The sequence below is a fragment of the Vibrio sp. dhg genome (genome assembly GCF_003443775.1).
Lineage (GTDB): Bacteria > Pseudomonadota > Gammaproteobacteria > Enterobacterales > Vibrionaceae > Vibrio > Vibrio natriegens.
On the sequence record NZ_CP028943.1, the window covers coordinates 1,579,799 to 1,605,579 of the forward strand.

23 protein-coding genes are annotated in these 25,781 nt (G+C 45.2%); 16 read left to right on the forward strand and 7 right to left on the reverse strand.

Annotated features, from left to right (window positions below; all coding sequences use genetic code 11):
* Positions 1 to 5: 5 nt before the first annotated feature.
* Together DBX26_RS07310 and DBX26_RS07315 are read right to left on the reverse strand one after the other, a co-directional pair.
* A complete protein-coding gene (locus tag DBX26_RS07310; RefSeq protein ID WP_014231802.1) occupies positions 6 to 704 on the reverse strand; it encodes an ABC transporter permease in 699 nt (232 codons plus the stop codon).
* Between the two features lie 6 nt (positions 705 to 710).
* Entirely contained in the window at positions 711 to 1,529 is an 819-nt protein-coding gene (locus tag DBX26_RS07315; protein ID WP_014231803.1) for a substrate-binding domain-containing protein, read from the reverse strand.
* A gap of 320 nt (positions 1,530 to 1,849) precedes the next feature.
* On the opposite strand from DBX26_RS07315, the gene DBX26_RS07320 reads away from it, so the two are divergent.
* The 3 genes from DBX26_RS07320 to DBX26_RS07335 all read left to right on the forward strand — a co-directional run bounded on the left by DBX26_RS07320 (position 1,850) and on the right by DBX26_RS07335 (position 7,067).
* Positions 1,850 to 3,301 (forward strand): sigma-54 dependent transcriptional regulator, encoded by a 1,452-nt coding sequence (locus DBX26_RS07320; RefSeq protein WP_014231804.1) that lies wholly within the window; start codon positions 1,850 to 1,852, stop codon positions 3,299 to 3,301.
* Entirely contained in the window at positions 3,291 to 5,333 is a 2,043-nt protein-coding gene (locus tag DBX26_RS07325; protein ID WP_014231805.1) for a cache domain-containing protein, read from the forward strand. The genes DBX26_RS07320 and DBX26_RS07325 overlap by 11 nt, the downstream gene beginning before the upstream one ends.
* Before the next feature lie 141 nt (positions 5,334 to 5,474).
* Positions 5,475 to 7,067 (forward strand): ABC-F family ATPase, encoded by a 1,593-nt coding sequence (locus DBX26_RS07335; RefSeq protein ID WP_014231806.1) that lies wholly within the window; start codon positions 5,475 to 5,477, stop codon positions 7,065 to 7,067.
* 317 nt (positions 7,068 to 7,384) lie between these two features.
* Here the strand turns inward: DBX26_RS07335 and DBX26_RS07340 are convergent, their stop codons facing one another.
* Positions 7,385 to 8,215, reverse strand: a complete 831-nt coding sequence (locus DBX26_RS07340; RefSeq protein WP_118118525.1) for a formate dehydrogenase accessory sulfurtransferase FdhD — start codon at positions 8,213 to 8,215, stop codon at positions 7,385 to 7,387.
* Between the two features lie 327 nt (positions 8,216 to 8,542).
* Between DBX26_RS07340 and DBX26_RS07345 the strand changes: the two genes are divergently transcribed.
* The 10 genes from DBX26_RS07345 to DBX26_RS07390 all read left to right on the forward strand — a co-directional run bounded on the left by DBX26_RS07345 (position 8,543) and on the right by DBX26_RS07390 (position 18,353).
* A complete protein-coding gene (locus tag DBX26_RS07345) occupies positions 8,543 to 9,010 on the forward strand; it encodes a DUF3305 domain-containing protein (RefSeq protein WP_014231809.1) in 468 nt (155 codons plus the stop codon).
* Positions 9,000 to 9,614, forward strand: a complete 615-nt coding sequence (locus DBX26_RS07350; RefSeq protein ID WP_118118527.1) for a DUF3306 domain-containing protein — start codon at positions 9,000 to 9,002, stop codon at positions 9,612 to 9,614. The genes DBX26_RS07345 and DBX26_RS07350 overlap by 11 nt, the downstream gene beginning before the upstream one ends.
* A 304-nt stretch (positions 9,615 to 9,918) precedes the next feature.
* Positions 9,919 to 11,580 carry a 4Fe-4S dicluster domain-containing protein gene (locus DBX26_RS07355; protein WP_014231811.1) on the forward strand — a complete coding sequence of 554 codons (1,662 nt, stop codon included), beginning with the start codon at positions 9,919 to 9,921 and terminating at the stop codon, positions 11,578 to 11,580.
* Positions 11,581 to 11,589: 9 nt separating this feature from the next.
* Positions 11,590 to 12,216, forward strand: coding sequence for a molecular chaperone (locus DBX26_RS07360; protein ID WP_118118529.1), 627 nt, complete (start codon positions 11,590 to 11,592; stop codon positions 12,214 to 12,216).
* 73 nt (positions 12,217 to 12,289) lie between these two features.
* Positions 12,290 to 12,490, forward strand: coding sequence for a transcriptional initiation protein Tat (locus DBX26_RS07365; protein ID WP_020333268.1), 201 nt, complete (start codon positions 12,290 to 12,292; stop codon positions 12,488 to 12,490).
* Positions 12,491 to 12,500: 10 nt separating this feature from the next.
* Positions 12,501 to 15,356 (forward strand): formate dehydrogenase subunit alpha, encoded by a 2,856-nt coding sequence (locus DBX26_RS07370; RefSeq protein ID WP_014231814.1) that lies wholly within the window; start codon positions 12,501 to 12,503, stop codon positions 15,354 to 15,356.
* 11 nt (positions 15,357 to 15,367) lie between these two features.
* Positions 15,368 to 15,976 (forward strand): formate dehydrogenase FDH3 subunit beta, encoded by a 609-nt coding sequence (gene fdh3B, locus DBX26_RS07375; protein ID WP_118118531.1) that lies wholly within the window; start codon positions 15,368 to 15,370, stop codon positions 15,974 to 15,976.
* Positions 15,977 to 15,990: 14 nt separating this feature from the next.
* Entirely contained in the window at positions 15,991 to 17,043 is a 1,053-nt protein-coding gene (locus tag DBX26_RS07380; RefSeq protein ID WP_014231816.1) for a formate dehydrogenase subunit gamma, read from the forward strand.
* A complete protein-coding gene (locus tag DBX26_RS07385; RefSeq protein WP_014231817.1) occupies positions 17,027 to 17,443 on the forward strand; it encodes a hypothetical protein in 417 nt (138 codons plus the stop codon). The genes DBX26_RS07380 and DBX26_RS07385 overlap by 17 nt, the downstream gene beginning before the upstream one ends.
* Before the next feature lie 295 nt (positions 17,444 to 17,738).
* Positions 17,739 to 18,353 carry a sugar O-acetyltransferase gene (locus tag DBX26_RS07390; protein WP_118118533.1) on the forward strand — a complete coding sequence of 205 codons (615 nt, stop codon included), beginning with the start codon at positions 17,739 to 17,741 and terminating at the stop codon, positions 18,351 to 18,353.
* On the opposite strand, the gene DBX26_RS07395 is transcribed toward DBX26_RS07390, so the two are convergent.
* Positions 18,314 to 19,195, reverse strand: coding sequence for an AraC family transcriptional regulator (locus tag DBX26_RS07395; RefSeq protein WP_162889679.1), 882 nt, complete (start codon positions 19,193 to 19,195; stop codon positions 18,314 to 18,316). The two genes, DBX26_RS07390 and DBX26_RS07395, sit on opposite strands and share 40 nt — an antisense overlap.
* A 133-nt stretch (positions 19,196 to 19,328) precedes the next feature.
* Between DBX26_RS07395 and DBX26_RS07400 the strand changes: the two genes are divergently transcribed.
* Positions 19,329 to 20,747, forward strand: a complete 1,419-nt coding sequence (locus tag DBX26_RS07400) for an MATE family efflux transporter (protein WP_118118538.1) — start codon at positions 19,329 to 19,331, stop codon at positions 20,745 to 20,747.
* A 314-nt stretch (positions 20,748 to 21,061) separates the two neighbouring features.
* Entirely contained in the window at positions 21,062 to 22,282 is a 1,221-nt protein-coding gene (locus DBX26_RS07405) for an ammonium transporter (protein WP_118118540.1), read from the forward strand.
* A 79-nt stretch (positions 22,283 to 22,361) separates the two neighbouring features.
* Here DBX26_RS07405 and DBX26_RS25435 read toward each other — a convergent pair whose 3' ends face one another.
* Complete coding sequence (locus tag DBX26_RS25435; protein ID WP_014231823.1) at positions 22,362 to 22,538, reverse strand: hypothetical protein; 177 nt, start codon at positions 22,536 to 22,538, stop codon at positions 22,362 to 22,364.
* Positions 22,539 to 22,658: 120 nt separating this feature from the next.
* On the opposite strand from DBX26_RS25435, the gene cobB reads away from it, so the two are divergent.
* Entirely contained in the window at positions 22,659 to 23,381 is a 723-nt protein-coding gene (cobB, locus tag DBX26_RS07410) for a Sir2 family NAD+-dependent deacetylase (protein WP_118118542.1), read from the forward strand.
* 66 nt (positions 23,382 to 23,447) lie between these two features.
* Here cobB and DBX26_RS07415 read toward each other — a convergent pair whose 3' ends face one another.
* Together DBX26_RS07415 and DBX26_RS07420 are read right to left on the reverse strand one after the other, a co-directional pair.
* Complete coding sequence (locus DBX26_RS07415) at positions 23,448 to 24,485, reverse strand: extracellular solute-binding protein (protein WP_065296835.1); 1,038 nt, start codon at positions 24,483 to 24,485, stop codon at positions 23,448 to 23,450.
* Positions 24,486 to 24,721: 236 nt separating this feature from the next.
* A complete protein-coding gene (locus DBX26_RS07420; protein WP_118118544.1) occupies positions 24,722 to 25,753 on the reverse strand; it encodes an extracellular solute-binding protein in 1,032 nt (343 codons plus the stop codon).
* Positions 25,754 to 25,781 lie beyond the last annotated feature (28 nt).

The window sequence follows — 25,781 nt, forward strand, 5'->3', positions numbered from 1 at the left end:
TAGCGTCATGTTCTAAGATAGCCTTTGCCTCTCATACTCGACAGGAAGAAGTTTAATGCTAATGCTAAGGATAGTAATACAATTCCTAATGCAACACCTTGCGCAAAAGCACCTTTACTACTTTCCATTGCGATCGCTGTTGGTATATTGCGTGTCACGCCCATAATGTTGCCACCAACCATCATCGAACAGCCGACTTCTGTAACGATTCGCGAAAAGCCTGCAATGACTGCTGCGAGTAACGGGAATCGCGTTTCCCAAATCATTGTCGATGCAACACGAGGAAGGGATACACCTAAGGTAAGCGATGTCTCTATCATACGACGGTCGCTCGATTGCAATGCACCGTGCATCATCGAAACTAACACGGGAAAGCAAATCAACATTTGACCGAATATCATCGCCTTCTGCGTAAACAGCATTTCCCACCCGCCCCAAGGGCCAGCTCTCGACAACAGCATGTAGAGCAAGAGGCCGATAACAACCGTTGGTACCGCTTGAAGCGTATTGATGATAGACAGCAAAAACCACTTTCCACGAAAATCGGTGTAAGCGAGCACAAAAGACATCAAAATTGCCGGCAATACCACTAACGATATTGCCGTAATAGAAACGCTAAAGGAGACCGCAACGATCTCCCAAAGCTCTGCATCGAAATTCACCAGTAGCTGGAGTGCTTCTAGTGTTGTTTCAGCAAGATTCATAGTGCGCTATTTACTGTCCGCGTTCGCTACAAACAGCTGTTTACCGTTAAGGCGGAAGCTGTTAATTAGTTCCTGACCGTGTTGGTTAACCAACCAATCACTGAATACTTGCGCGCCTTTGTGATTAATAGTTGGGTAACGTTCAGGGTTAACTAAGATCACCTGATAAGGGTTAAATAGCATTTCATCCCCCTGGAACAGAATTTCCAGATCCAGTTTGTTTTCATATGCCAGCCAAGTACCGCGGTCTGTCATCGTGTAGCCTTGCATCTCTGACGCCATGTTCAGAGTAGGGCCCATACCTTGGCCTACACTGCGGTAGCCACCAAAGTTTGGTTCTATTTTTGTTTGTGCCCAAAAGCCCATTTCTTTCTTGTGTGTGCCTGAATCGTCACCACGAGAAATAAAGGTTGCGTCTTTGCTTGCGATTTCTTTAAACACATCAAGAACGCTTTCATCATCTTTGATTTCAGCTGGATCGGCTTTAGGACCAACAACCACAAAATCGTTGTACATTAGCTTACGCGGTTGAACGCCGTACCCTTTTTCTACGAATAGGCCTTCTGCTTTAGGCGCGTGTGTCATTACCAAATCCACATCGCCATTTTCACCCATTTTAAGCGCTTTGCCGGTACCTGCAGCGATGATGTCGACTTTATAGCCTGTCTCTTTTTCGAATTCTGGTAGTAGGTAATCCAGCAGTCCTGAATGGTACGTGCTGGTTGTGGTTGCTAAGCGAATGTGTTCGCCATCTTGAGCGGAAAAAGCAGAGTAACTTACTAGTGTGATTGACGTTGCTGCCAAGGTTAGCGCAATTTTTTTCATTTTTATTTGTTTCCCTTCCAATGATGTTTCGGTTTCTTTTACGTTTAACGTGTGAGAAGTTCCTGAACGATCTTGATTGCTCAAATCACAAGCCTTCCTTGAGTGGCAGACTCTAAGAGCCCAACATATTGGCGACTTGGATACCCCTTATAGCAAACAAGATGCCAACAATATTCAACCTAAAATTGTTCTATTTATGCGCCATTTCATAGACTTGTTTGCATAAATTCTCCCATTGGTACAAAATGTCTCAGTTATTGAGGAGGGTACCCCTGTCGTGTTGGTACACTCTGTCCCACCTGAAACCATCTGGGGTAAATATGTCTGCGCAATCCCATATTAGTACAAAGCAACAATTCAACGCGTTTTCTGTTCTGGTCGTTGATGACGAGCCAGGCATGCAAGCCATTTTGAAAAAAGCCTTGGGTAAACTCTTTTCCCAGGTTGATACGGCTGGCTGCATTGAAGAAGCAGAGCAACTGAGAAGCTCTCGTCATTACGATCTGATTTTACTCGACATTAATTTGCCCGGCCGCTCAGGAATTGAGTGGGAAGAAGCCTTTACCGATGATGAAAAAAGAGCAGATGTGATATTCATGACCGGTTATGCCGACCTTGAAACCGCGATTCGAGCTCTTCAGCTTGGGGCTTCAGATTTTATTCTCAAACCTTTTAATCTCGATCAAATGCTTAAATCGGTGACCCGCTGTATGGAGCGTCGATTGAATGAGCGTATGCAATATGCGATGAAACGGGATTATCAACGCTACAACAGCTCAGAAATCATAGGTGGTTCAGAGAAAACCCGTCAACTTAAGTTATTGATAACTCAGTTTGCACCATCACGTGCGTCAGTATTAATTGAAGGCGAGTCCGGTACGGGGAAAGAACTGGTTGCTCGCGGTATTCACCAGGCTAGTGATAGAAGTGGTCCATTTGTTCCGGTCAACTGCGCCGCGATCGCGCCAGAGCTATTAGAAAGTGAGCTTTTTGGCCACACTTCCGGCGCATTCACCGGTGCGAAAAAATCACGTGAAGGTTTATTTCGAGTGGCTAATGGCGGAACCCTTTTCCTTGATGAAATCGGTGAAATGCCATTATCGATGCAAGCATCACTTTTACGAGTGTTAGAGCAACGAACAATCCGACCGGTTGGTTCAGAAAAAGAAATTAGCATCGATGTCCGTGTCGTGGCTGCGACTAACCGAAATTTGCAGGAGGAAGTGAATCAGGGCAACTTCCGTAGCGATTTGTATTACCGCCTTAACGTTCTGAAGATTGAAGTGTGTCCACTTCGTGAACGTAAAGGTGATCTCTTTGAACTCATTCCTTTCTTCAGCAACATGCTAACTCGCGAGCTAGGAATGCCTGCGCCAAAGTGGGCGCATGAAGATATGGAAGCAATGAGCGAGTACGATTGGCCAGGTAACATTCGTGAGTTAAAAAACTTGATTGAGCGTTGCATCTTATTAGGTAAGCCGCCTGCTCATCATTGGCGAGAAGTAAACGGCTCTCACGCCTTGCCAAATGTTTCTATGACCGTTTCACATACCGCCGAGCTTCCAACGCTCAAGGAAAGTAATGAGTTTTTAGGCGACGGTTATCCCAATAGCTGGACTCTTAAAGAAGTAGAAAAAGCGCATATTCAACAGGTTGTTACCCTGCACGATGGTAACAAATCGGCGGCAGCGCGTGATTTAGGCGTGGCACGCAAAACGTTAGAGCGTAAGTACAAAGAGTGGGACGCAGAGGATGAGGAATATGCCAACTAAGTGGCAGCAGCACAAAGGATTGTCTAAGTGGACGCACCGATTCAAAAGTATGGTGCGTTACCGCCTGTTAATTCTGACATCAGCTCCTATCTTCGTGACGCTGCTCGCGTTGATTGCCATCACCATTTATTGGTCTATTCAATACACGTGGCAGAATACGTTGCTTGATGTTTCTGAGCGCTTGGGGGTTGCAGAAAATAGTGTCGAGCTGTTGCAACAAAAGCAAGCCAACTACGTTAGGGCGTTCGCAGATTCTTATGACTTTCACAACCGTATCAATCAAAATACGCCACCGGAAGAACTGCAGGCCTGGGTCTCCACCCAGAAGCATCGTTACGGGTTAGATTTTCTCTCTTTCCAACACGTGAACTCCGTTGAAAACAAATTCCGCTTTATGGATTTGACTAAGCGGGAGTCATTCTTCGATATATTGAATAAACAAGAGCTTGAACAACTTGATCCCGATCTGGCTAAACGGGCAGAGGTTCCGATTGTTAGCCAAGGCAGTGGAACAGAAACCCGAGGTTTAGTAAGCCGCACAGTCATCCCTGTTTATAGTCGCGCGAACGATTTAATTGGCTTCTTGGACGGAGGATTACTCCTCAACAACAGTACCGTGCTGGTAGACCAGATTCGCGACCTTATTTATCCCAACGTAAATGACCGATTACGACCAGTTGGCACCCTGACCCTGTTTTTGTCTGACCTGCGCGTAAGCACCAACGTCCCGCTGGACAGTGATCATCGCCTTGGCAGGGCCATTGGTACGAAAGTGAGCAACGAAGTTTCAGAGCAAGTACTGTCCCGGGGTGAAATGTGGGTCGGTCGGGCTTTCGTTTACGATGCTTGGTATATCACCGCTTATCAGCCCATTAAAGACCAGTATGATAATGTGATTGGCATGCTATATACCGGGTATTTAATGTGGCCGTTTGTCAAAGCGTATGTGACAAACATTGCGGAAGTCAGCCTGATGACCTTGATGTTACTGCTTGTGTCTGGCGTGATGGTGTATCGAGGTTCGCGTGATTTATTCCGTCCGATAGAACGTATTCACAAGGTGGTAAAACTGGTTCAACTGGGCAAAGAAAAGCGCATTGGTCCTTTGGGGCTGAATGACGACCATGAACTGGCTCAACTGGCTAAGCAATTCGATAACATGTTGGACGCACTGCAAGAGCGCAAGATAGAACTGAAGAATTCCGCAGCGCAGTTAGAGTGTAAAGTTCAAGAACGTACAGCGAGTTTACGAGAGAAAACCCAAGAGCTGGAACTGCACATTCAGTTGCTCAATCAAACGCGAGATAAGCTGGTCGTGCATGAAAAGCTTTCTGCGCTTGGAGAGCTTACCGCGGGTATCGCCCATGAAATTAATAACCCAACGGCGGTGATCCTCGGTAATATCGAACTCATTCATTTTGAACTTGGCGACGACGCGAATCGAGTTCAAGAAGAAATTGACGCCATTCACGCTCAAATCGATCGCATCAGAAACATTACCCGCAGTTTGTTGCAATACAGTCGGCAGGGCGGAGTTCAGGATGAGATCACCTGGCAGCATGTTAATCCGATCATCGACGAAAGTATCACGTTGGTTAAAACAGGGAGCAAAAAGCGCGACATTGAATTTGTTGCTGATTTGCAGGCTCATACCCCGGTTGAAATTAATCGCCATCACCTGTTGCAGATATTGGTTAACTTACAGATGAACGCCATCCACGCCATGAACGGTCAAGGTAAATTGATCGTCACGAGTGAAGACTGGCTGGAAAATGGCTTAGTAAAAGGTACCGTTATCCATGTTGCCGACGAAGGCTGTGGAATCAAGCCAGAAAACGTGAGTCGTATTTTCTCGCCGTTCTACACCACCAAACGAGATGGCACCGGATTGGGGCTTTCAGTATCCCAAAGTATTCTTAGCCAAACGGGCGGGGAGCTAAAAGTTGAGTCCGAGTGGGGCAAAGGCAGCGTGTTCAGTATTTATCTGCCGAAAAAAGCTGAGTTAATGCTAGAGGTTACCAATATCGCTTAATCTGGCTTGGATATTTAATGTGATATCCATCAAATAAAGGTTTTCTGAATAATTAATAAAAACAAAACTTGCAGTGTGTAGCCTTAACAAGTACCGTTGCCCGGTTTTTATAAATACACTCAAATTGCTAAGGTAAAGGTTTTGATCTCCACAGCGAATATTACTCAACAATTCGGCGCTAAGCCGCTATTCGAAAACATCTCAGTTAAGTTCGGCGAAGGTAACCGCTACGGCTTAATTGGCGCTAACGGTTGTGGTAAATCAACCTTTATGAAAATCCTCAGCGGCGAGCTTGAGCAAACCAGTGGTAACGTAAGCTACGACCCGAACGAGCGTGTTGCAAAGCTAAACCAGGACCAATTTGCGTACGAAGAGTTCACGGTTATCGATACGGTAATTATGGGCCACAAAGAGCTATGGGAAGTTAAGAAAGAACGTGACCGCATTTACTCTCTTGCAGAGATGAGTGAAGAAGACGGCATGAAAGTAGCTGACCTTGAAGTTCAGTTCGCAGAAATGGATGGCTACATGGCAGAAGCGAAAGCTGGTGAGCTTCTTCTTGCTGTAGGTATTCCAATGGAGCAACACTTTGGTCTGATGAGCGAAGTTGCACCTGGCTGGAAACTGCGTGTGCTTCTTGCTCAGGTTCTGTTTGCAGACCCAGATATCATGCTACTTGACGAACCAACCAACAACTTGGATATGGACACTATCCGTTGGTTGGAAGACACGCTAAACGCGCGTAACTGTACAATGATCATCATCTCGCACGACCGTCACTTCCTAAACTCAGTTTGTACCCACATGGCTGACCTGGATTACGGTGAGCTACGTGTTTATCCAGGTAACTACGACGAGTACATGACCGCAGCTTCGCAAGCTCGTGAACGTCTACTCAATGACAACGCGAAGAAGAAAGCGCAAATCGCTGAACTTCAAACCTTCGTTGCGCGTTTCTCTGCAAACGCATCGAAAGCAAAACAGGCAACATCACGCGCGAAGCAGATTGATAAGATCAAACTGGATGAAGTTAAAGCGTCTAGCCGTCAAAACCCATTCATTCGTTTTGAACAGTCTAAAGAGCTATTCCGTAACGCTCTGATTGTTGAAAACCTAAGCCAAGGTTTTGAAGATGACCTGTTCGCAAACTTCGATGCAATCTTTGAAGTGGGTGAGCGCGTTGCCATTATTGGTGAGAACGGTGTCGGTAAAACTACGCTGTTGAATACTTTGGCTGGCGTTCTGGAACCACGTACGGGTACGTACAAATGGTCTGAGAACTCAAACATTGGTTACTACGCGCAAGACCACGCACATGATTTTGCAGAAGACTTAAACTTGACAGACTGGATGGGTCAATGGCGTCAGGAAGGCGATGACGAGCAAGTCGTACGCAGCTTCTTGGGTCGTATGCTATTTGGCCAGGACGACATCAAGAAGTCGGTAAAAGTGCTATCAGGTGGTGAGCAAGGTCGTATGTTGCTTGGTAAGCTAATGATGCACAAACCAAACATGCTGCTAATGGATGAACCAACCAACCACATGGATATGGAATCCATTGAATCACTTAACACGGCACTTGAGCAGTACAAAGGTACTTTGTTCTTCGTATCTCACGACCGTGTATTCGTTGACTCGTTGGCTACCCGTATTCTTGAAATTCGTGACGGCAAAATCACAGACTTCAAAGGCACTTACTCTGAGTTCCTTAAATCACGTGGTATCGACGGTTAATACAACGTCTAAAGCGAATCTTTAAAAACTAAAAAGACCTCACATTGAGGTCTTTTTCTCGTTTGGATGTCTAATCCTTAAATTGACCGGTTAGGTAAGCATAAATCCCAACAACACCGAATGTAATTATCATCGAAACCATGATGCCACTTGGCGTGAGCAAAAAGTTCCAAAGCTGGTCATTGTCCATAGTTCACATCCTTTGTGAATAAACGGTATTAGCGATACTAATCGCAGTAAAATAGGAGTCATCAAAATAGCCAACCCCATATTGGCTGCGATTAATTTAAGTTTACACCAAACTTTGCTTTTGCAAATTATTCCTTTTGGGTACCTTTTACATCAAACTCAATTTTTTCCGCGCCAGTAAATACCTGAAAACGCAACCCTTTAGCACGCGCGATCGTAGTAATACCGTATTGTCTGGCGAGATCTAACCCCATCTGGGTTACACCGGAACGAGAAAGAAGAACAGGGATGCCCATTTGAGCGACTTTAATCACCATCTCAGATGTAAGACGTCCGGTTGTATAAAAAATTTTGTCATCGCCAGTTTCTTGATTTAACCACATCTCTCCGGCAAGCGTATCCACGGCATTGTGACGGCCTACATCTTCCACAAACGACAACACTTGGTTTCCTTTACAAATTGCGCATCCATGAACCGCACCTGCTTTTCGGTATGTATCGTTGTAATGAGTCAGTGCTTCAAGCGTGGCATAGATTTCTGACTGCTTAAGCGGTACTTGCGGAACCTGATAGTTCTCCAATTGCTTCATCACATTGCCGTACATGGTGCCTTGACCACAACCCGAGGTAACGGTTTTCTTTTTCAACGCACCTTCTAAATTCTCGATGTTTTCTTTGGTTATCACTGCGGCAGAATGGGTTTCCCAATCGATGATGACAGACTCTATCGCTTCTGGATCAGATAAGAAGCTTTGATTCTTTAAATAGCCTAAAACTAGCGCATCTGGACGGGAGCCAATCGTCATCAACGTTACGATTTCTTTCCAGTTCAACATGACGGTAAGAGGTCGCTCGCAGGCAATCTGTTTCGTCAGCTTTTCACCGTATTCATCGTACACATCGACTTCGATAGTCTGCAGGGGATTTTCACTGGTTTTAATAATATTTGGTTTTACCACAGTCTTGTCCTGTTCAGTGAAGGAGCTACTTGCTCACAAGGATTTTCTTTTTAATACGAGGTTGTATAGCAAATCTCATTCCAACATAGTGGTTGAGGAAAAAAATGCGAGCGATTCACGCTACTTAATATAAAAACTGAGAGTTCGCAGGAATGACACATACAACCCATTGAGTTTCGACTAATTTGGTATTTATATCTGTATCTTGTCTAGTATTACAGTGGTTGATTTGGCGCGTTTATTGCTACGTATACCTAACGTGGTTTGAGAGCGTGGGCAGAATGTCCTTTTCGCCAATCAAACCAAATGAAGCAAGTTGGGTGAGTTATGTCGGACATTAACAAAGATTTAGAAAATATATATGAGAAAACCGAAGATTCATGGCCTATCGGCGTAGAACTGGTTGAACATGAAATTATTACAGGTGCCTGGGTAACAACCCAATGGCAACTAACACAGTTTGTACTGACGCCTGATAAAGACACCACTGATGTTTGTCTTCTCCAATTACACCGAGATGAACGCACGGATTACCGATTTAACCTAAGCTCGCAAAACCCAAAACTCTTTCTCGTAATGGATAACCTCGACTCTAATGAGAAGCCAGCGATACAGCTTCTCACCGCCTCTCAAGCCGTCGCGGCTCGATATATGGATGGGGACAATTTAGTGTTATCAAACAACATGCCATTACCTGTGCAAGCCTGGATGGAGGCCTTTATCGGACGCCATGGAGAGATGCTAGAGTTGAAAGGTAAGAAGCGCAAAGGAGCGGGTAGAGCAAATGGCAACTAGTCATGATTTTTTAAGCCGTTGGTCAAAACGCAAGTTAGAAGAATCTCAAAACACGCATGAAGATGCCGAACAAAGTGACGTGACAAATACGGAGGCAGACGCAAATCCTTCCGCTGATCGCATTGCTGATAAGCCTCTACCTGAAGAGAACGCGTCGTCTGAAGTAAGTGAAACGGCTGCCAACGTTGACGAGCAAAAGCCGGAAGAGATGTCGATTGCAAACCTATTGGTTTCAGAAGCATCAGAAAGCGTGAAAAAAGCCGCGTTACGTAAGTTGTTTCTATCAGAAGAGTTCAATGTCCGTGACGGGTTAGACGATTACGATGACGACTACAGCAATTTGAAGTCACTTTCGGAAGGTGTAGCAGAAACACTGCGAGACTGGGTGAAAGATAAAACTGAAGACGACGCAACCATTGAAAATAATGAGCTGGCTGTGGTTCAAACAGAGGCTTCAGATGCTGATGAAAATGAGCAAGAAATCGTCGAACCTGCTCAAAATGAATCTGAACTGGATAAATATACAGTAGTGGATAAAAATGGCACTTTAGAGTCAGAATCGCTATCAGAACAAGTAGGACAAAATATACCACACTCAAAATAGGTACATTTTGACTAAACACTCAACTGGCCGGGTGGGACATATTGTCTCATCCGGCTTTTTTATTAGATAAAACCAGCTCGATACCAAGTAAATTATTGAAAATATTGAATATTAAAATTGGCATGACGCTTGCTAATTGAGTGGTATTACCAATCTTCTTGTAACGCTATCGGCTTTCTGAATTTTGCTATGGGCTCTGATGCTCCATACAAAACAGCTTAATTATAAGTTAATCAGCAGAATCTACCGCGCTAACTACAATGAAAGATGGAAGATTATCCATGTTGATAAATGGAAACGAGCAATGTTGAAACAACTATTAGAACAAACGACTTCCAGTAACGGTAAAGCAAGGCTATATGCTTTTGAAAATACCATCGAGTTGACAAACCTGATCCCACCGACGGTGAGCTACGAAAGTGGCGGTAACACTTTAATTGTCGGCCCGACGGCGATCATTGAAAGTGCCGCAGCTCAATTATCACAAATGAACAGCCTTACGTTGCTGTCTACTGACGGAGAAAAGGGAACTCATAGTGCGTTGTATTATGCGAACTCTGTTCAGGTATCTGGCTTCCTGGGTACATTTGAAGTAATTATTGAAAACAATGGTTCGACAAACAATCTCGCTAAAGTAGCGATTAATACAGATTGTTTCGACGTTGTTCTCGATCTTTGCCTTAACAGCTGTATGTCTGAGGAAGTACCAGCTCCGGGTTATTATCCAGTCGGTCGCGGCTATCCGAAACTCGCAGAAGCGCTGGAAGAAATCCCGACGTTAATGGGGACGTTTGATAAACCGAAGTTTTTCCGTTTAGATACCGACTTGTGTGCGCACAGTTCTCGAGGCGTAAAAGGTTGTGAGCGTTGTGTTGATGCCTGTCCGGCAGGCGCACTATCCAGTGAGGGTAGTCCTAAAACAGGACATCGTATCGAGATTAACCCATACCTGTGTCAGGGTGTCGGGACTTGTGCAACCGCATGTCCTACAGAAGCGATTCATTACGCACTCCCAAATCCAGAAGATACCCAAAAGTTCATTGAACGTACCTTAGCTAACTATGAAAAAGCAGGTGGTGTTGATCCTATCGTACTGATTTGTAGTTCACGCCATGAAACCTACAACGTCATGGCTTTAAAAGCGCTTCCAGATAATGTCATTCCTATTGTGGTTGAAGAGTTGCCATCTGTTGGTATCGATACTTGGTTTGCTGCGCTTGTGAACGGAGCAACTCAGGTTCTGTTTGCTGCTTCACGTTTTATGCCGCCAACCATTTTGCGCGTACTTAATAGTGAAGTCGGTATAGCACATGAATTGCTTGATCAACTTGGCATTGCAAAAGAAACCATCGATATCTTGTATTTGGAATCTCTGCGTGAAGGCGCACCGACATTGTGTACAGATTCCTTCGATTTAGCGGTAGGAGAGCTACAAGGCAATAAACGTCAGCGCCTGTTTACCGCGCTAGATGCGTTATCTGCCTCGCGTATTCCTGTCGATAATACCGTTGAATTACCGGGCAATGCACCTTATGGCTCGGTTTCTTGTGAAAGTAAAGATTGTACCTTATGCATGAGCTGTGTCGCTGTGTGTCCGACTCGCGCACTGCATACCGATGGTCAGTCTCCGTCTCTTAAATTTGTTGAACAAGATTGTGTTCAATGTGGCTTATGTGAAAAAGCGTGTCCGGAAAATGTACTTACGCTAACGCCTCGCATGAACTGGGTGAAAGAAGAACGTCAGAAAGCAGTCGTCATTCACCAAGAGAAAGCGGCTGAGTGTCTTCGTTGCCACAAACCTTTCGCACCTCAATCCATGATCGACATGTTGCAAAACAAGCTACGTGGACATTCTCATTTTACTGATGAAGCCGCAATTAACCGTATCGCCATGTGTGAAGACTGCCGCGTGGTCGATATGTTTGAGTCGATGGCCTCTGATCCAATGAAACAACTCAAGTATTAGGAGCTCACAGTGGAAAAACAGCAAGAACAAACACTGAGAACAGAAATATACCTGATTTTATCGGCGCTTTTTCGCAGTGCGCCAACAGAAGAGATGCTTGAGTTTCTTAAGTCTCTGGAAGTGGAACCTTCGGCAAGTGCAATGCAGCAAGCATGGATTGCGCTTCAGCTAGCGGCTGAAAAAGCGGAACGAGAAACGCTTGAAGATGAATATCAAGATCTCTTTATCGGAATTGGTCGTGGTGAAGTCGTTCCATTTGGATCATGGCACCGCACAGGCTCAATGATGGAAAAGCCGCTAGCGGATATTCGTCACGATTTAGATTTACTGGGCATAGAGCGCGCTGAAAACGTGAAAGAACCCGAAGATCACATTTCAGCACTTTGTGAAGTCATGGCCATGCTGACTGACGAAGAAGAGGGCTTGCAACAAGCAGTGTTTAACAAACATCTCGCCCCTTGGTTTAGCGCATTCAATCGCCAGTTAGAAAATGCAGAAAGTGCAAACTTCTATAAACCAGCCGCTCAGCTTTGTAACGCGTTTCTAACGCTTGAACAGGTTCGATTTAGCGAGAATACAAAGAGCAGTAAAGCCAAATTAAAAATTGATGTGAAAAACGTCACTGATTATGAGTAATCAAGCAGTACAAAGTCATATCGATAGAGAGGCATGATCCTCCAAAGATCTACCGGAAGGTAAGGAAGCAATGATGAAAGATAATAAAGAAATAAACTCAAGCCGCAGGGAGCTATTGAAAGGCTTCACAACCGCTGCCGTTGCTGGTGCCGTCGTCGCAGGAACCACGAAAGTGGCAAACGCGTCGGAAACCGTTGAGTCTTCTGAAAAAGACGTGAAGAAGAAAGGGTACCGTGAAACTCAACACATTCGTGATTACTACGACACACTTTAGGAGGTAAGAGATGAAACTTGTCAAACGCTCCGACAGTGTGAGCAAAGAAACCAACCAACTTGGCATTTCGCGCCGTGCATTTATGAAAAACACCTCATTTGCTGCTGGTGGCGCTGTTGTCGGTGCAAGTCTGTTTGCTCCGGGCATGATGAAAAAAGCGGAAGCGAAAACTGTCGACCCAGAAGCGAAAACAGAAGTGAAACGCACCATCTGTTCTCACTGTTCGGTAGGCTGTGGTATTTACGCTGAAGTTCAAAATGGAGTTTGGACCGGTCAGGAACCAGCTTTTGATCACCCATTTAACGCTGGTGGACACTGTGCGAAAGGGGCTGCGCTGCGTGAACATGGCCATGGTGAACGTCGCCTAAAATACCCAATGAAGCTTGAAAACGGTAAGTGGAAAAAGCTGTCTTGGGACGAAGCAATTGAAGAAATCGGCACCAAGGTATTGGATATCCGTAAAGAATCCGGCCCTGACTCTGTTTATTTCTTAGGCAGTGCGAAACACAGCAACGAACAAGCGTACCTATTCCGTAAAATGGCATCGCTTTGGGGAACCAATAACGTTGACCACCAAGCGCGTATTTGTCACTCAACCACGGTAGCAGGGGTAGCAAACACCTGGGGCTACGGTGCAATGACGAACTCTTTCAATGACATGCATAACTGTAAGTCTATGCTGTTCATTGGCTCTAACCCTGCAGAAGCGCACCCAGTTGCGATGCAACACATTCTGATCGCCAAAGAGAAAAACAACTGTAAGATTGTAGTGGCGGATCCTCGTCGTACTCGTACTGCTGCAAAATCCGATCACTATGTATCTCTTCGCCCAGGTTCAGACGTCGCTTTCATTTGGGGTGTATTGTGGCACGTGTTTGAAAACCAATGGGAAGATAAAGAATTTATCCGTCAGCGTGTATTTGGTATGGATGAAATCCGTGCTGAAGTCGCAAAATGGACACCAGCAGAAGTTGAACGCGTTTCAGGCGTAAGCGAAGAAGACGTTTACCAGACTGCAAAACTACTATCTGAAAACCGTCCGGGCTGTGTTGTATGGTGTATGGGTGGTACTCAGCACACTACAGGTAACAACAACACTCGCGCTTACTGTGTACTAGAGCTTGCGCTTGGTAACATTGGTAAATCAGGCGGCGGTGCCAACATTTTCCGTGGTCACGATAACGTTCAGGGCGCAACAGACCTTGGTGTCCTAGCCGATACACTACCAGGCTATTATGGCCTTTCTGAAGGTTCTTGGCGTCACTGGTCAAAAGTTTGGGACATCGACTACGAGTGGATCAAAGCCCGTTTTGATGACAACGAGTATGGCGGTCAAAAACCAATGCACAGTGCTGGTATTCCGGTATCGCGTTGGATCGATGGTGTGTTAGAAGACAAAGACAACATTCGTCAGCGAGAAAACATTCGCGCCATGTTCTACTGGGGACACGCTGTAAACTCTCAAACACGTGGTGTTGAGATGAAGAAGGCGATGCAGAAACTGGATATGATGGTCATCGTTGACCCATACCCAACCGTAGCGGCGGTAATGAACGATCGCACTGATGGTGTTTACCTGCTTCCTGCGACTACCCAATTCGAAACTTACGGCAGTGTTACGGCTTCTAACCGCTCTTTGCAGTGGCGCGATCAGGTTGTCGAGCCTTTGTTTGAGTCAAAGCCTGACCACGAAATCATGTACCTGTTGTCGAAAAAACTTGGCTTCGACGATCTGCTTTTCAAAAACATTCGTGTAGAAAATAACCAGCCTCTGATTGAAGACCTGACTCGTGAATTCAACAAAGGTATGTGGACGATCGGTTACACAGGTCAAAGCCCAGAGCGTCTCAAAGCGCACCAACAAAACTGGCACACATTCCATAAAACCACGCTTGAAGCAGAGGGCGGACCAATTAATGGTGAAACCTACGGTCTACCTTGGCCATGTTGGGGTACGCCAGAGATGGGACATCCGGGCACTCATATCCTTTACGATACTTCTAAAACTGTTGCTGAAGGTGGTGGTAACTTCCGTACACGTTTTGGTGTGGAATTTGAAGGTAAAAACCTGCTAGCTGAAGACAGCTACTCGAAAGGCAGTGAGATCAAAGATGGTTATCCGGAATTTACCGACAAGTTGCTAAAACAACTAGGATGGTGGGACGACCTTACAGCCGAAGAGAAAGTCGCAGCAGAAGGTAAAAACTGGAAAACCGACCTGTCTGGCGGTATTCAGCGTGTTGCTATCGCGCATGGTTGTATCCCATTTGGTAACGCAAAAGCACGTGCGATTGTTTGGACATTCCCAGACCGCGTACCGTTGCACCGTGAACCGCTCTACACACCTAGACGTGACCTTGTAACGGATTATCCAACCTGGGAAGACAAAGACGCGATTTTCCGTGTTCCAACGTTATACAAATCGATTCAGGACCAAGACAAATCTGGCGAATACCCGATTGTTCTGACTTCTGGTCGCTTGGTTGAATACGAAGGCGGCGGTGATGAAACTCGTTCAAACCCTTGGTTGGCGGAGCTTCAGCAAGAAATGTTCGTAGAAGTAAACCCGAAAGACGCTAACGATCTTGGCTTTAAAGATGGTGATGATGTTTGGGTTGAAGGTGCGGAGAAAGGCCGAATCAAGGTGAAAGCGATGGTGACTCGTCGTGTGAAACCTGGACTGGCATTTATTCCGTTCCACTTTGGTGGTGAGTTTGAAGGTGAAGATCTTCGCCCTAAATACCCTGAAGGTACTCAACCGTATGTAAGCGGTGAGTCTGCCAACACAGCAACCACCTACGGTTACGATCCGGTTACCCTGATGCAGGAAACCAAAGTAACCCTATGTAACATTCGTAAAGCGTAAGGAGTCCGACAATGGCACGAATGAAATTCCTATGTGACACCAAACGCTGTATCGAGTGTAACGGCTGTGTTACTGCATGTAAGAACGAAAATGACGATGCGCTCGAGTGGGGTATTCAGCGCCGCCGCGTCGTAACACTTAATGACGGCGAGGCCGGTGAAAACTCGATTTCTGTCGCTTGTATGCACTGTACCGACGCGCCTTGTATGGCGGTGTGTCCTGCAGACTGCTTTGAGCACACAGAAGATGGCATCGTACTTCACAACAAAGATCTGTGTATCGGTTGTGGTTACTGTCTGTTTGCGTGTCCATTTGGTGCGCCTCAGTTCCCTAAACAAGAAGCGTTTGGTGAGCGTGGCAAAATGGACAAATGTACCTTCTGTGCTGGCGGCCCTGAGACGGAACCTGGTTCGGTTGAAGAACGTCAGAAATATGGTGCGAACCGTATTGCAGAAGGCAAACTGCCTATGTGTGCGTCATTATGTTCAACGAAAGCATTGTTGGCCGGTGATGCAGATAAAGTATCTGATATTTTCCGTCAGCGTGTTGTAGAGCGCGGCGCTAAGAATGCAGGTTGGACAGACGGAAATGATCTTTCTTACGACGCAACAAAAAGCTAAGTAAGGAGAGGCACATGTTAAACACTCTAAAACGTGCGTCTCTGGTAATGCTGTCAGCCATGACAGCATTACTGCTGACTTTTGCTATGCCAGCGTCCGCAGAAGAGCAATCTTCCAAAGTCGTGCAGCAGGAAATGACACAACTCGCAGGGGCGGATTATTGGCGTCAGATCAGGCAGGGTGAGTCAGGTTACACCACGTCTCAATCACCTGAGCATGGCGTGCTAATCAGTAAGCCGGGCGAAACCTGGTACATCCTGAAAGAAAAGTGGATGTCACCAGCCGGTGCTATCGCTATTTTCGGTAGTATCGCGATGGTTGTATTGGCTTATGTCTTTGTCGGGCCTCTGATGCTAAGTAAGCCTCGCACAGGCAAAAAGATTAAGCGCTGGTCTCGACTCGATCGTGCACTGCACTGGAGCATGGCGTTTACCTTTTTAACCCTGGCGTTCAGTGGGTTGATGCTTGTTTACGGTAAACACTTCCTGAAGCCATACGTGCCTAGTGAGTTCTGGGGTTTCATCGTTATGCTGGCGAAGCAATACCACAACTACATGGGGCCGCTGTTCTTTATCTTGCTGATGTTAATTCTGCTGAAATGGTGGCGTAAATCGATCCCGAACATGACAGACGTACGTTGGTTCATGAAAATGGGCGGGATGGTTGGTAAACACAAAGGCACTCATCCATCGGCAGGTTTCTCAAACGGTGGTGAGAAAGCGGTTTACTGGCTGCTCATTTTTGTCGGTGCAATCGCTGCAGCAAGTGGTCTGGTTTTGGATTTCCCTATCTTTGATCAAACCCGCCGTGATATGGAGTTGTCTAACCTGATTCACGCAGTCTCAGCACTCATTCTTATCTGTGGCTTTGTTTTCCACATCTATATCGGCTTGTTCGGTATGGAAGGAGCACTGGAAGGAATGGTAACGGGTGAGGTTGACGAAACATGGGCGAAAGAGCACCACGATCTCTGGTACGAAGAAGTCAAATCTCAAGAGGCAATGGGAGAATCAGACGAGGTTAAAGCAACAGATAAAGGAGCGAAAGCGAATGAACAAACATCATAACGGGATTTGGGTTGCGTACATCCTGAGTTGTTTTACCCCGTTTACGTTTTTGATCTCAGGCGTTGTCGCTATTATTTATGCTGGTTATCGTTTGGACAAAGGCGAAGACAGTGATGTGGTTATCTCGCATTACTACGGGCTAATTCGTACTTTCTTCCTGTACCTCACGTTCTTTGTTGTCTTAATCGTGACCGTTGCCACCACAAATGGTGTGTTAAAAGGGGTCAGTGACTATTGGGTGCGTAGCACAATGTTAGATAACATCGCGTATGTTATTCCATACATTGGCAGTGTGTTCGCCGTTGTAGCGATAGGCGTTTGGCTATGGCGGATGCTTCAAGGCATGCATCAATTACGTAATAACAAGCCGCACAGACCTTCTACAGGTCCTAACTTGTAGGTCTCCATAGCGTCATTCTTATTAAGAGTAGGAATGACGCTAATATTATAAATCAGTGTGAAGATTTTCATTTCATTCTAAACCTTATCCCACTCCCAGCAGTACGATGAAAATATCACTACGGTTAACTCAAACTGTTGCCAACCAACATTCACGTTAAACTTCTTTTTAACGCTAGAATGATAGTTTCCTGCAAAGTCATGCGAGTTTATCCAACAGTCAGTCCGTTTGATTCTACTTATAATAAAAACGTTGGCTAGTTGAGCTAGTTCTTGTCGTATCAAGGGAGGTTGTTATGCACACAACAGTGGATGATTTCAGTACGTTAGAACCATATAACGCATCATTTCAGGCGAGAGTTGATAAAGCACAGGATCTACTGTGGCAGATTAATCACACTCATCCCAGGGAAAAAGAAAAACGCCATCAACTATTCGGTCAGTTGCTGGGCAGTTATCACAACAATGAAATTGTGCCACCATTCCACTGTGATTTAGGTGAAAAAATCTTTTTCGGTCAAGGTGGATTTGTTAACTATGGCTTAGTGGTAACCGATATTGCCGAGGTGCATATTGGTGACAATGTGCTGATAGGACCAAGAGTCCAGTTATGTGCCGCTGGCCATCCTATATTGGCTGAAAACCGGGTTGCTCCTATCTCTTGCGGCGAGCCGATTCATATTGGTAACCGAGTTTGGATTGGTGCTGGTGCCATTGTGTTGGCTGGGGTAACCATAGGTGATAACACGGTGATTGGTGCGGGTAGTGTGGTAAACAAAGATATTCCGGCTAACGTAGTAGCGGTAGGCTCTCCATGCAAGGTGATAAAGCAACTATCTGCCCCTGAATTCAAGAGCAACAACCTTAGCAATCAGGCCTCAGAACCTATTGCAGAGGCTGACTCGCTGTAATTTGCATTCCGCTGCACGGCACCTGGTGCCACGCCAAAATGTTTTTTAAACCGATTGGAAAAATAACTGACATCAAAATAACCAAGGCTATGTGCTACTTGCTTAATACTAAGGTGCTGACCCTGTAGCAGTTGACGAGCTCGGGTCATTCTTAGCGCAAGTAGATACTGCTTTGGGCTCTGCTCAAAATATTTCAGACATATTCTGTGAAAGTGTGGTGGCGAATAGTGCACTCGCGCTGCCAGCTCCTCGATAGACCAAGGATAATGCAGCTGATTTTCAACCTCACTAAACAGTTGTCTAAGTTTTACTTCTATTGGATCTACGACGGCTCTTTGCTGCAAGGACCTACGGATCAAATCCACCAAAAGTTGGCCACAACTTCCTACGCTACCATCATTTACGTGAATGGCTTTGAGTTCATGATGCAACAAATGCATCAAGTGATAAACAGACAAAGCTTGTTCACAGTGCATCACTTCGGGAGCACTTCCAGAAAGTGTTTGCCATTGCCTGGTATTATCGACACTTAGCCAAGCACATTCCCATTCATCACCCACCAGTTCATATCCACATATGCTATCAGCGGGCACCAGACTTAACGTATTAGCTTCTATGGAAAGTGTGTGATTGGGAGTAAACAAGCGCGCTTGCCCATGAATAGTATAAAGAAAAACATGAAAACCAGGCCGTGTACGGCAGACACGATAGTGCTGCTTAGCCTTCATAACGCCACATAAGTGCACGTCATTTTTGGCCAACGGCAATACATTCTCAGGGCTTATAAATCGCTCTTCGGTAGCGTCGTCTACTTCTAAACAGTCTCGCCATGGTGTTGTCATACCTTGATTTTCCCTTCCCCTGATAGTTTTTCCCATCCTGATGCGAGTTTATCCTATTTCCTGATAGTGGCGTACTTCTTATAGTGGGATTCTCTATTTTGATTAGCCCGTTCTCAGGGCCGCAGGCAATGATATGAGATCAAAATCACTTAACGATAGCACCTTTTTTCCCAGACTTTTTTCCATTGCTTTACCATTTGCGTTACAGCTGTTGCTGTACGCGGTATTAGGCCTGGTCGATATCATGATGGTCGGTCAACTCGGGGAGACTGAAGTGGCTGCGGTAGGACTCAGCAACCGGATTTTCTATTTTAATCTGGTATTGATCCTTGGAATCACAGGTGGCGTGAATGTACTGGCAGCACAGTATTATGGTAGTGGAGACGAGGCAGGGATCCGTCGTTGTGTTGTACAAGCCGTTATGGCTGCAACACTGATATCGTTGCCATTTATTGCGCTCTATAGCATCCATCCCAGACTGTTTTTGCACTTGGCGAGTGAAGACGCCCCGTTGGTATTGTTGAGCGCGGAATACATGCAGATAACTGGGGTATCATTGTTCTTCACGTGTTTGGTCGTGCCGATTGAAGCAGCGCTTCGCGCAACAGGAGATAGTAAAACACCCACCATAATTAGCCTAATCTCAGTAGCTCTGAATATTGCACTAAATTGGTTGTTAATTTTTGGCAACCTAGGGTTCCCAGAGCTTGGTGTTGCAGGCAGTGCTTGGGGAACAACCATCGCGCGATTGCTGCAAACTGTGTGTATTGTGGGGCTCATCTGGAGGAAAAAACAATGGCTGATGCCAACACAGAACGATGTTGAAAATGCGCTTAGTCGCAAGAACATTAGGCTATTTGCAGCCATCGCTATTCCCGTGATGTTACATGATGGAGGCTGGGCTTTAGGTACTTTAGTTTATGCTTTTATCTACGGCCAAATGGGCGTTGAAGCTTTGGCGATAATGAGCCTCTTGAGCCCACTCGAAAATTGCCTATACGCATTTTTCCTTGGCTTTGCTTTAGCGTGTTCGACCATGCTCGGACATGAGTTGGGCGCAAACCGATATCATCAGGCATGGTCACAATCAAAAGTGTTTTTATGGCTGGGCACTGGCGTTGCTGTGTTGGTCGGTATTGTCCTTTATTTACTAAGAGAGGAAATTGTGCCGCTGTTTGGTAAGCTGAACGAACAAACCCTAACAAATGCAATTTATGTGTTAGCCGTTCTCGCATCAGCACTGTGTATTAAAGTGTTTAATACAGTGGCAGTCATTGGTGTATTACGCAGTGGTGGTGATATCAAGTTTGCAGCGTTATTTAACCTTTTCTGTATGTGGTGTATCGGTATTCCATTGGTGTACCTTAGTGCATTGCAATGGCTATGGCCTCTGTATTTGGTTTATCTGATCTCTATGACGGAAGAAGTGGTAAAAGCCGGGCTAGCCATCTATCGAGTGTTACAACGTAAATGGTTAAATAATCTAATATCTGAGGATAGAAAGGAGCTTTCTGAGCCGGAACCCAGTAAACAAACCGTAACCTCCAACTAAATCCCTTATTGATTAATTATTGTTCCATTTAATGGTGCGCACCAAATCGGTACATTTGTACTAATTTGGTGCGATTTTTTCGTTTATGCATTGACCAAACCTTACACTTAAAACTCACTAAAATTTATAAATATCAATAATATTCATAGGCTTAATGTTTGACCGCATAACAATGCAAGCTAGTTTAAACAGTCTGGAACACATTTTGCCTAAGCAGTGTACAAACATAATAAATTCACCATTTTTGTGAATTGATAATTTTTAAGCACCTGCTTGGTGCGATTATTTATATTGCTGCATGGAGTGTAACGAGAATGACTCAAACTGTAAGTCAGGTATACGGAGCTGTACAAACCCTGACCCAAAGTTCCGACACCTTATTTTTATTGCTTGGCGCCATCATGGTATTTCTGATGCATTCAGGTTTTGCTTTTCTTGAGGTAGGGACCGTACGTCAAAAGAACCAAGTTAATGCGTTGGTTAAAATTTTGGCCGATTTTGGTGTTTCCGCCATAGCTTACTTCTTTATTGGCTATTGGGTTGCATACGGCGGTACTTTCTTTGCCGATGCGCAGACACTGTCTCAAGGTAATGGATATGAGCTTGTTAAATTCTTTTTCTTGCTAACGTTTGCTGCCGCTATACCAGCGATTGTCTCTGGAGGAATTGCCGAACGTGCACGTTTTTATCCTATCCTCATTGCGACATTTTTCACGGTAGGTATCGTTTATCCGCTGTTTGAAGGCATCATTTGGAACGGTAATTTTGGTGTCCAAGATTGGTTTGAAGCGAGTTTTGGCTTTGGCTTTCATGACTTCGCAGGTTCGGTCGTTGTCCACGGAGTGGGTGGCTGGATTGCTCTCGTTGCCGTCATTTTCTTAGGTATGCGTAAAGGGCGTATTCGCGCAGGCAAACATACCAACTTTGCACCATCAAACATTCCATTCTTAGCGCTTGGTGCCTGGATTCTATGTGTGGGCTGGTTCGGCTTTAACGTAATGTCGGCTCAATCTATTTCTGGAATCAGCGGTCTGGTCGCTATGAACTCATTGATGGCCATGGTTGGTGGCATTATTGCATCACTTATCGCGGGCAAAAATGACCCGGGCTTTATCCACAACGGCCCTCTGGCTGGATTAGTTGCCGTGTGTGCGGGCTCTGACCTTATGCACCCAATCGGTGCACTGGTGACAGGTGCGATTGCGGGCGTGCTCTTTGTCTACCTGTTTACACATCTACAAAACAAAACCAAGATTGACGATGTGTTGGGTGTTTGGCCTCTTCACGGCATTTGTGGCGCATGGGGTGGCATTGCTGCGGGCATCTTTGGACAAACAGCGTTAGGCGGGTTAGGCGGTGTTAGCCTTGTTGTTCAGCTTATGGGAACCGTATTAGGTATTTCTATTGCTGTATTAGGTGCGTTGGCTGTCTATGGCGCAATTAACGCAGTTACGGGCATTAGATTGTCTGAAGAAGATGAATTTAATGGTGCCGACTTAGCTATCCACAAAATCTCTTCAACTAACGAAGATTAACAAAATGCAAAAGAGCGGCATTACGCCGCTCTTTTTATAGAGGTATTGTCCTTCTCGGTGACAAGCGTTTCAATACGTTCTAGCAATTTCCTTTTTTTGCCTGACCCGGAGGGCAGAATTTACCATGACCATCGTGTCTGTCATGATCATTGGTACCAACGCTCACTCTCACATCATCAATTTCACCTTCAACATTGGTCAATTGACAGCCCGCTAGAGTCGTAAGTAAGACAAGAGCCAGAGATACGTGTCTCATTGCTTTTCCTCTCAAAATATCATTTTATTATTGTTCATTACTACCATTGTCTAATCCATATTACTACAGCTGATATTGTTTCAGTGTTAAGCTAATGAAAAAGAACAACAAGGATCAGTTATGAATTTCCCGTATAGAAACATTGTAGTACTTACTGGGGCAGGTATCTCAGCAGAGTCCGGCATTCAAACATTTCGAGCTCAAGATGGCCTTTGGGAGAACCACCGTATTGAAGACGTGGCAACCCCTGAAGGATTTGAGCGAGATCCCGATCTTGTTCAGGCATTTTATAATCAACGTCGTAAAAAGCTACAGGACGAGGCGATACAGCCAAACGCAGCGCATCTCGCTTTAGGGCGACTTGAGGCAGAGCTGGATGGCAAAGTGACCGTCATTACGCAGAATATCGATAATTTGCATGAAAGAGGCGGAAGCCACAATGTCATCCACATGCATGGCGAACTGCTCAAAGCCCGCTGTAGCGAATCGCATCAGGTGATAGAACACACTGAGGATATCGAAACCGGTGAGCTTTGCCACTGTTGTCAAATTCCGTCCCAAATGCGCCCTCACATTGTTTGGTTTGGCGAAATGCCTCTGCGCATGGGTGATATTTACGAAGCACTAGAACAAGCGGACTTGTTTGTTTCTATTGGTACATCTGGTGTGGTGTATCCTGCGGCTGGGTTTGTCCACGATGCAAAAATGCACGGCGCACATACCATCGAGATTAATCTGGAGCCAAGTGCAATAGAAAGTGAGTTCGAAGAGAAACGCTACGGCAAGGCAAGTATCGAAGTACCAAAGTTGGTGAATGAAATTTTATCTTTGGAAGACAAATAAAGCCTTCAAAAATAATAAAAGCGGCCAATTTAGTTGGCCGCTTTTTTCTTTATACTTTGACTGGTATTAGTTGTTTACTTTTAGCTTTTGGAAGTACTCATCGTACATCACACTCGCTTCACCAACTTCATCTTGCCAAGTGCCGCTGTCCATCACTTCTTGCGGAGGGAAGATGCTTTGGTCGTTAACAAATTCTTTTGGAAGTAGGTCAAACGCCGTCTTAACTGGAGTAGGGTAACCAATCTCCAGTGCAATCTTAGCCGCATTCTCTGGACGCAGCAGGAAGTCGATCATCTTATGTGCGGCTTCCACGTTTTTAGCACCCGCAGGAATCGCAAGACTGTCCATCCAGAAGATTGTGCCTTTTTCTGGCCAGATGATATCAATGTTCGCGCCTTCCTCACGTGCCATGTAAGCAGAACCATTCCACAGCATGCCAAGAGAAACTTCACCCGCTAGGTATGGGTTAGCAGGGAAATCAGAGTTAAACACCAACACATTTGGCATCAACTTTTGCAGCTCTTCGTAAGCAGCTTTGATTTCATCAGGGTTTGTCGTATTTGGTGAGTAACCAAGTTTTGTCAATGCGATATGGAAAACTTCGCGAGAATCGTCCATCAGCATTAATTGACCTTCCCACTTGCTATCCCAGAAGTCGTCCCATTTAGTGACTGATGACTTATCCAGCATATCCGCATTGATACCAATGCCTGTCGCACCCCAGATATAAGGGATAGAGTAGTTGTTATTTGGATCAAAAGGTTTGTTTAAGAAGTTAGGATCGATGTCGGCAAAATGGGATAACTTCTCTTTGTTGATCTCTTGAAGCATGCCTTCTTTGCGCATTTTAGATACGAAATAGGTAGACGGTACTACCAAGTCGTAACCAGAACCTTGTGTTTTTAACTTCGCGTACATGCTTTCGTTAGACTCGTAAGTCGAGTAAAGCACCTTGATTCCTGTTTCTTTTGTAAAGTCTTCAAGAACTTCGTTTGGAATGTATTCAGACCAGTTGTAGAAGTAGAGTTCTTGATCAGCCGCTATTGCTGGAGTAGCGAACAGAGTCGCTGCACATAGAGCGCTTGCGTAGAATTTACTTTTCATTTGTTTTCCGTTTTGTTTAGCGATTGGACAAATCAATACTAGCGGTAATGATTAAGTTGAACCAAATTGCATTAAGTACAATTCTGTCTATGAAATTCGATGCCTCTCACTCCATTGAGATGAAACGAGTCGAACCAAATAGACGTAGCAAGGTATAATTATATCAGTCAATTACAAAAATAGGCAGCCATTGCTGCCTATTTTCATTTTGGTCAATTTGCCTGCGGCAAATTCGATTACTGACCTGCTTTTAGCTTAAGGAAGTAACCTTCGTATTTCACTGTCAGATCGCCCACAGAGTCTTGCCATTCAACACGGTCAAGGTCTTCTTGTGAAGGGAACAGAGGAGCAACGTCTTTAAACTTCTCGTTCGACGCTTTCACTGCGGTCAGGTAACCTGTGTCACGAGAAATCTGCTCTGCGATTTCAGGACGCAATAGGAAGTCGATCATCTTGTGCGCCGCTTCTACGTTTTTCGCACCAGAAGAGATAGCGAAGTTGTCAACCCAACCAATACCGCCTTCTTTCGGGAATACCAGTTTAAGGTTAAGACCTTCGTTTTGAGCTGCTGCTGCGCTGCCGTTCCAAAGCATGCCAACACCAACTTCACCAGACATGTATGGTGCACCTGGGTTGTCAGAGTTAAATAGAAGCACGTTAGGCATCAGCTTTTGTAGCTCTGCATACGCTTCGTCGATCTGTTTTGGATCCGTTGAGTTACCTGAATAACCTAGTTTACGCAGTGCAATGTGGAATACTTCACGCGTGTCGTCCATTAGCATCACTTGACCTTCAAGCTCTGGCTTCCATAGGTCAGCCCAGCTTTGGAAGTCGTTTGGATCGTACATGTCGGTATTGACAGCTAGACCAGTAATTGCAACAACGTGAGGAATAGAGTAGTCATTCTTAGGATCGAATGGCTTGTCCAGGTAGTTCTGGTCAAGGTTGCCGAAGTTTTTCAACTTAGATTTATCGATCTTTTGTAGCATACCTTCATCGCGCATTTTCGCTACGAAGTAAGTAGAAGGTACCACTAAGTCATAACCTTCGTTATGAGTTTTTAGCTTTGCATACAAAGTTTCGTTCGACTCATAAGTTGAGTAGATCACTTTGATACCAGTTTCTTTGGTAAATTGTTCCAGGAGATTACTGTTAATGTAAGGACCCCAGTTCATAAATACCAATTCATTATCGTCCGCTACCACTGAACCTGAGAACAGAGAAAGCGCACATGCACTACCAGCTAATAAAGTAGCCCATTTTTTCATTGACGTTAGCTCCAAACCAAACGTTGCC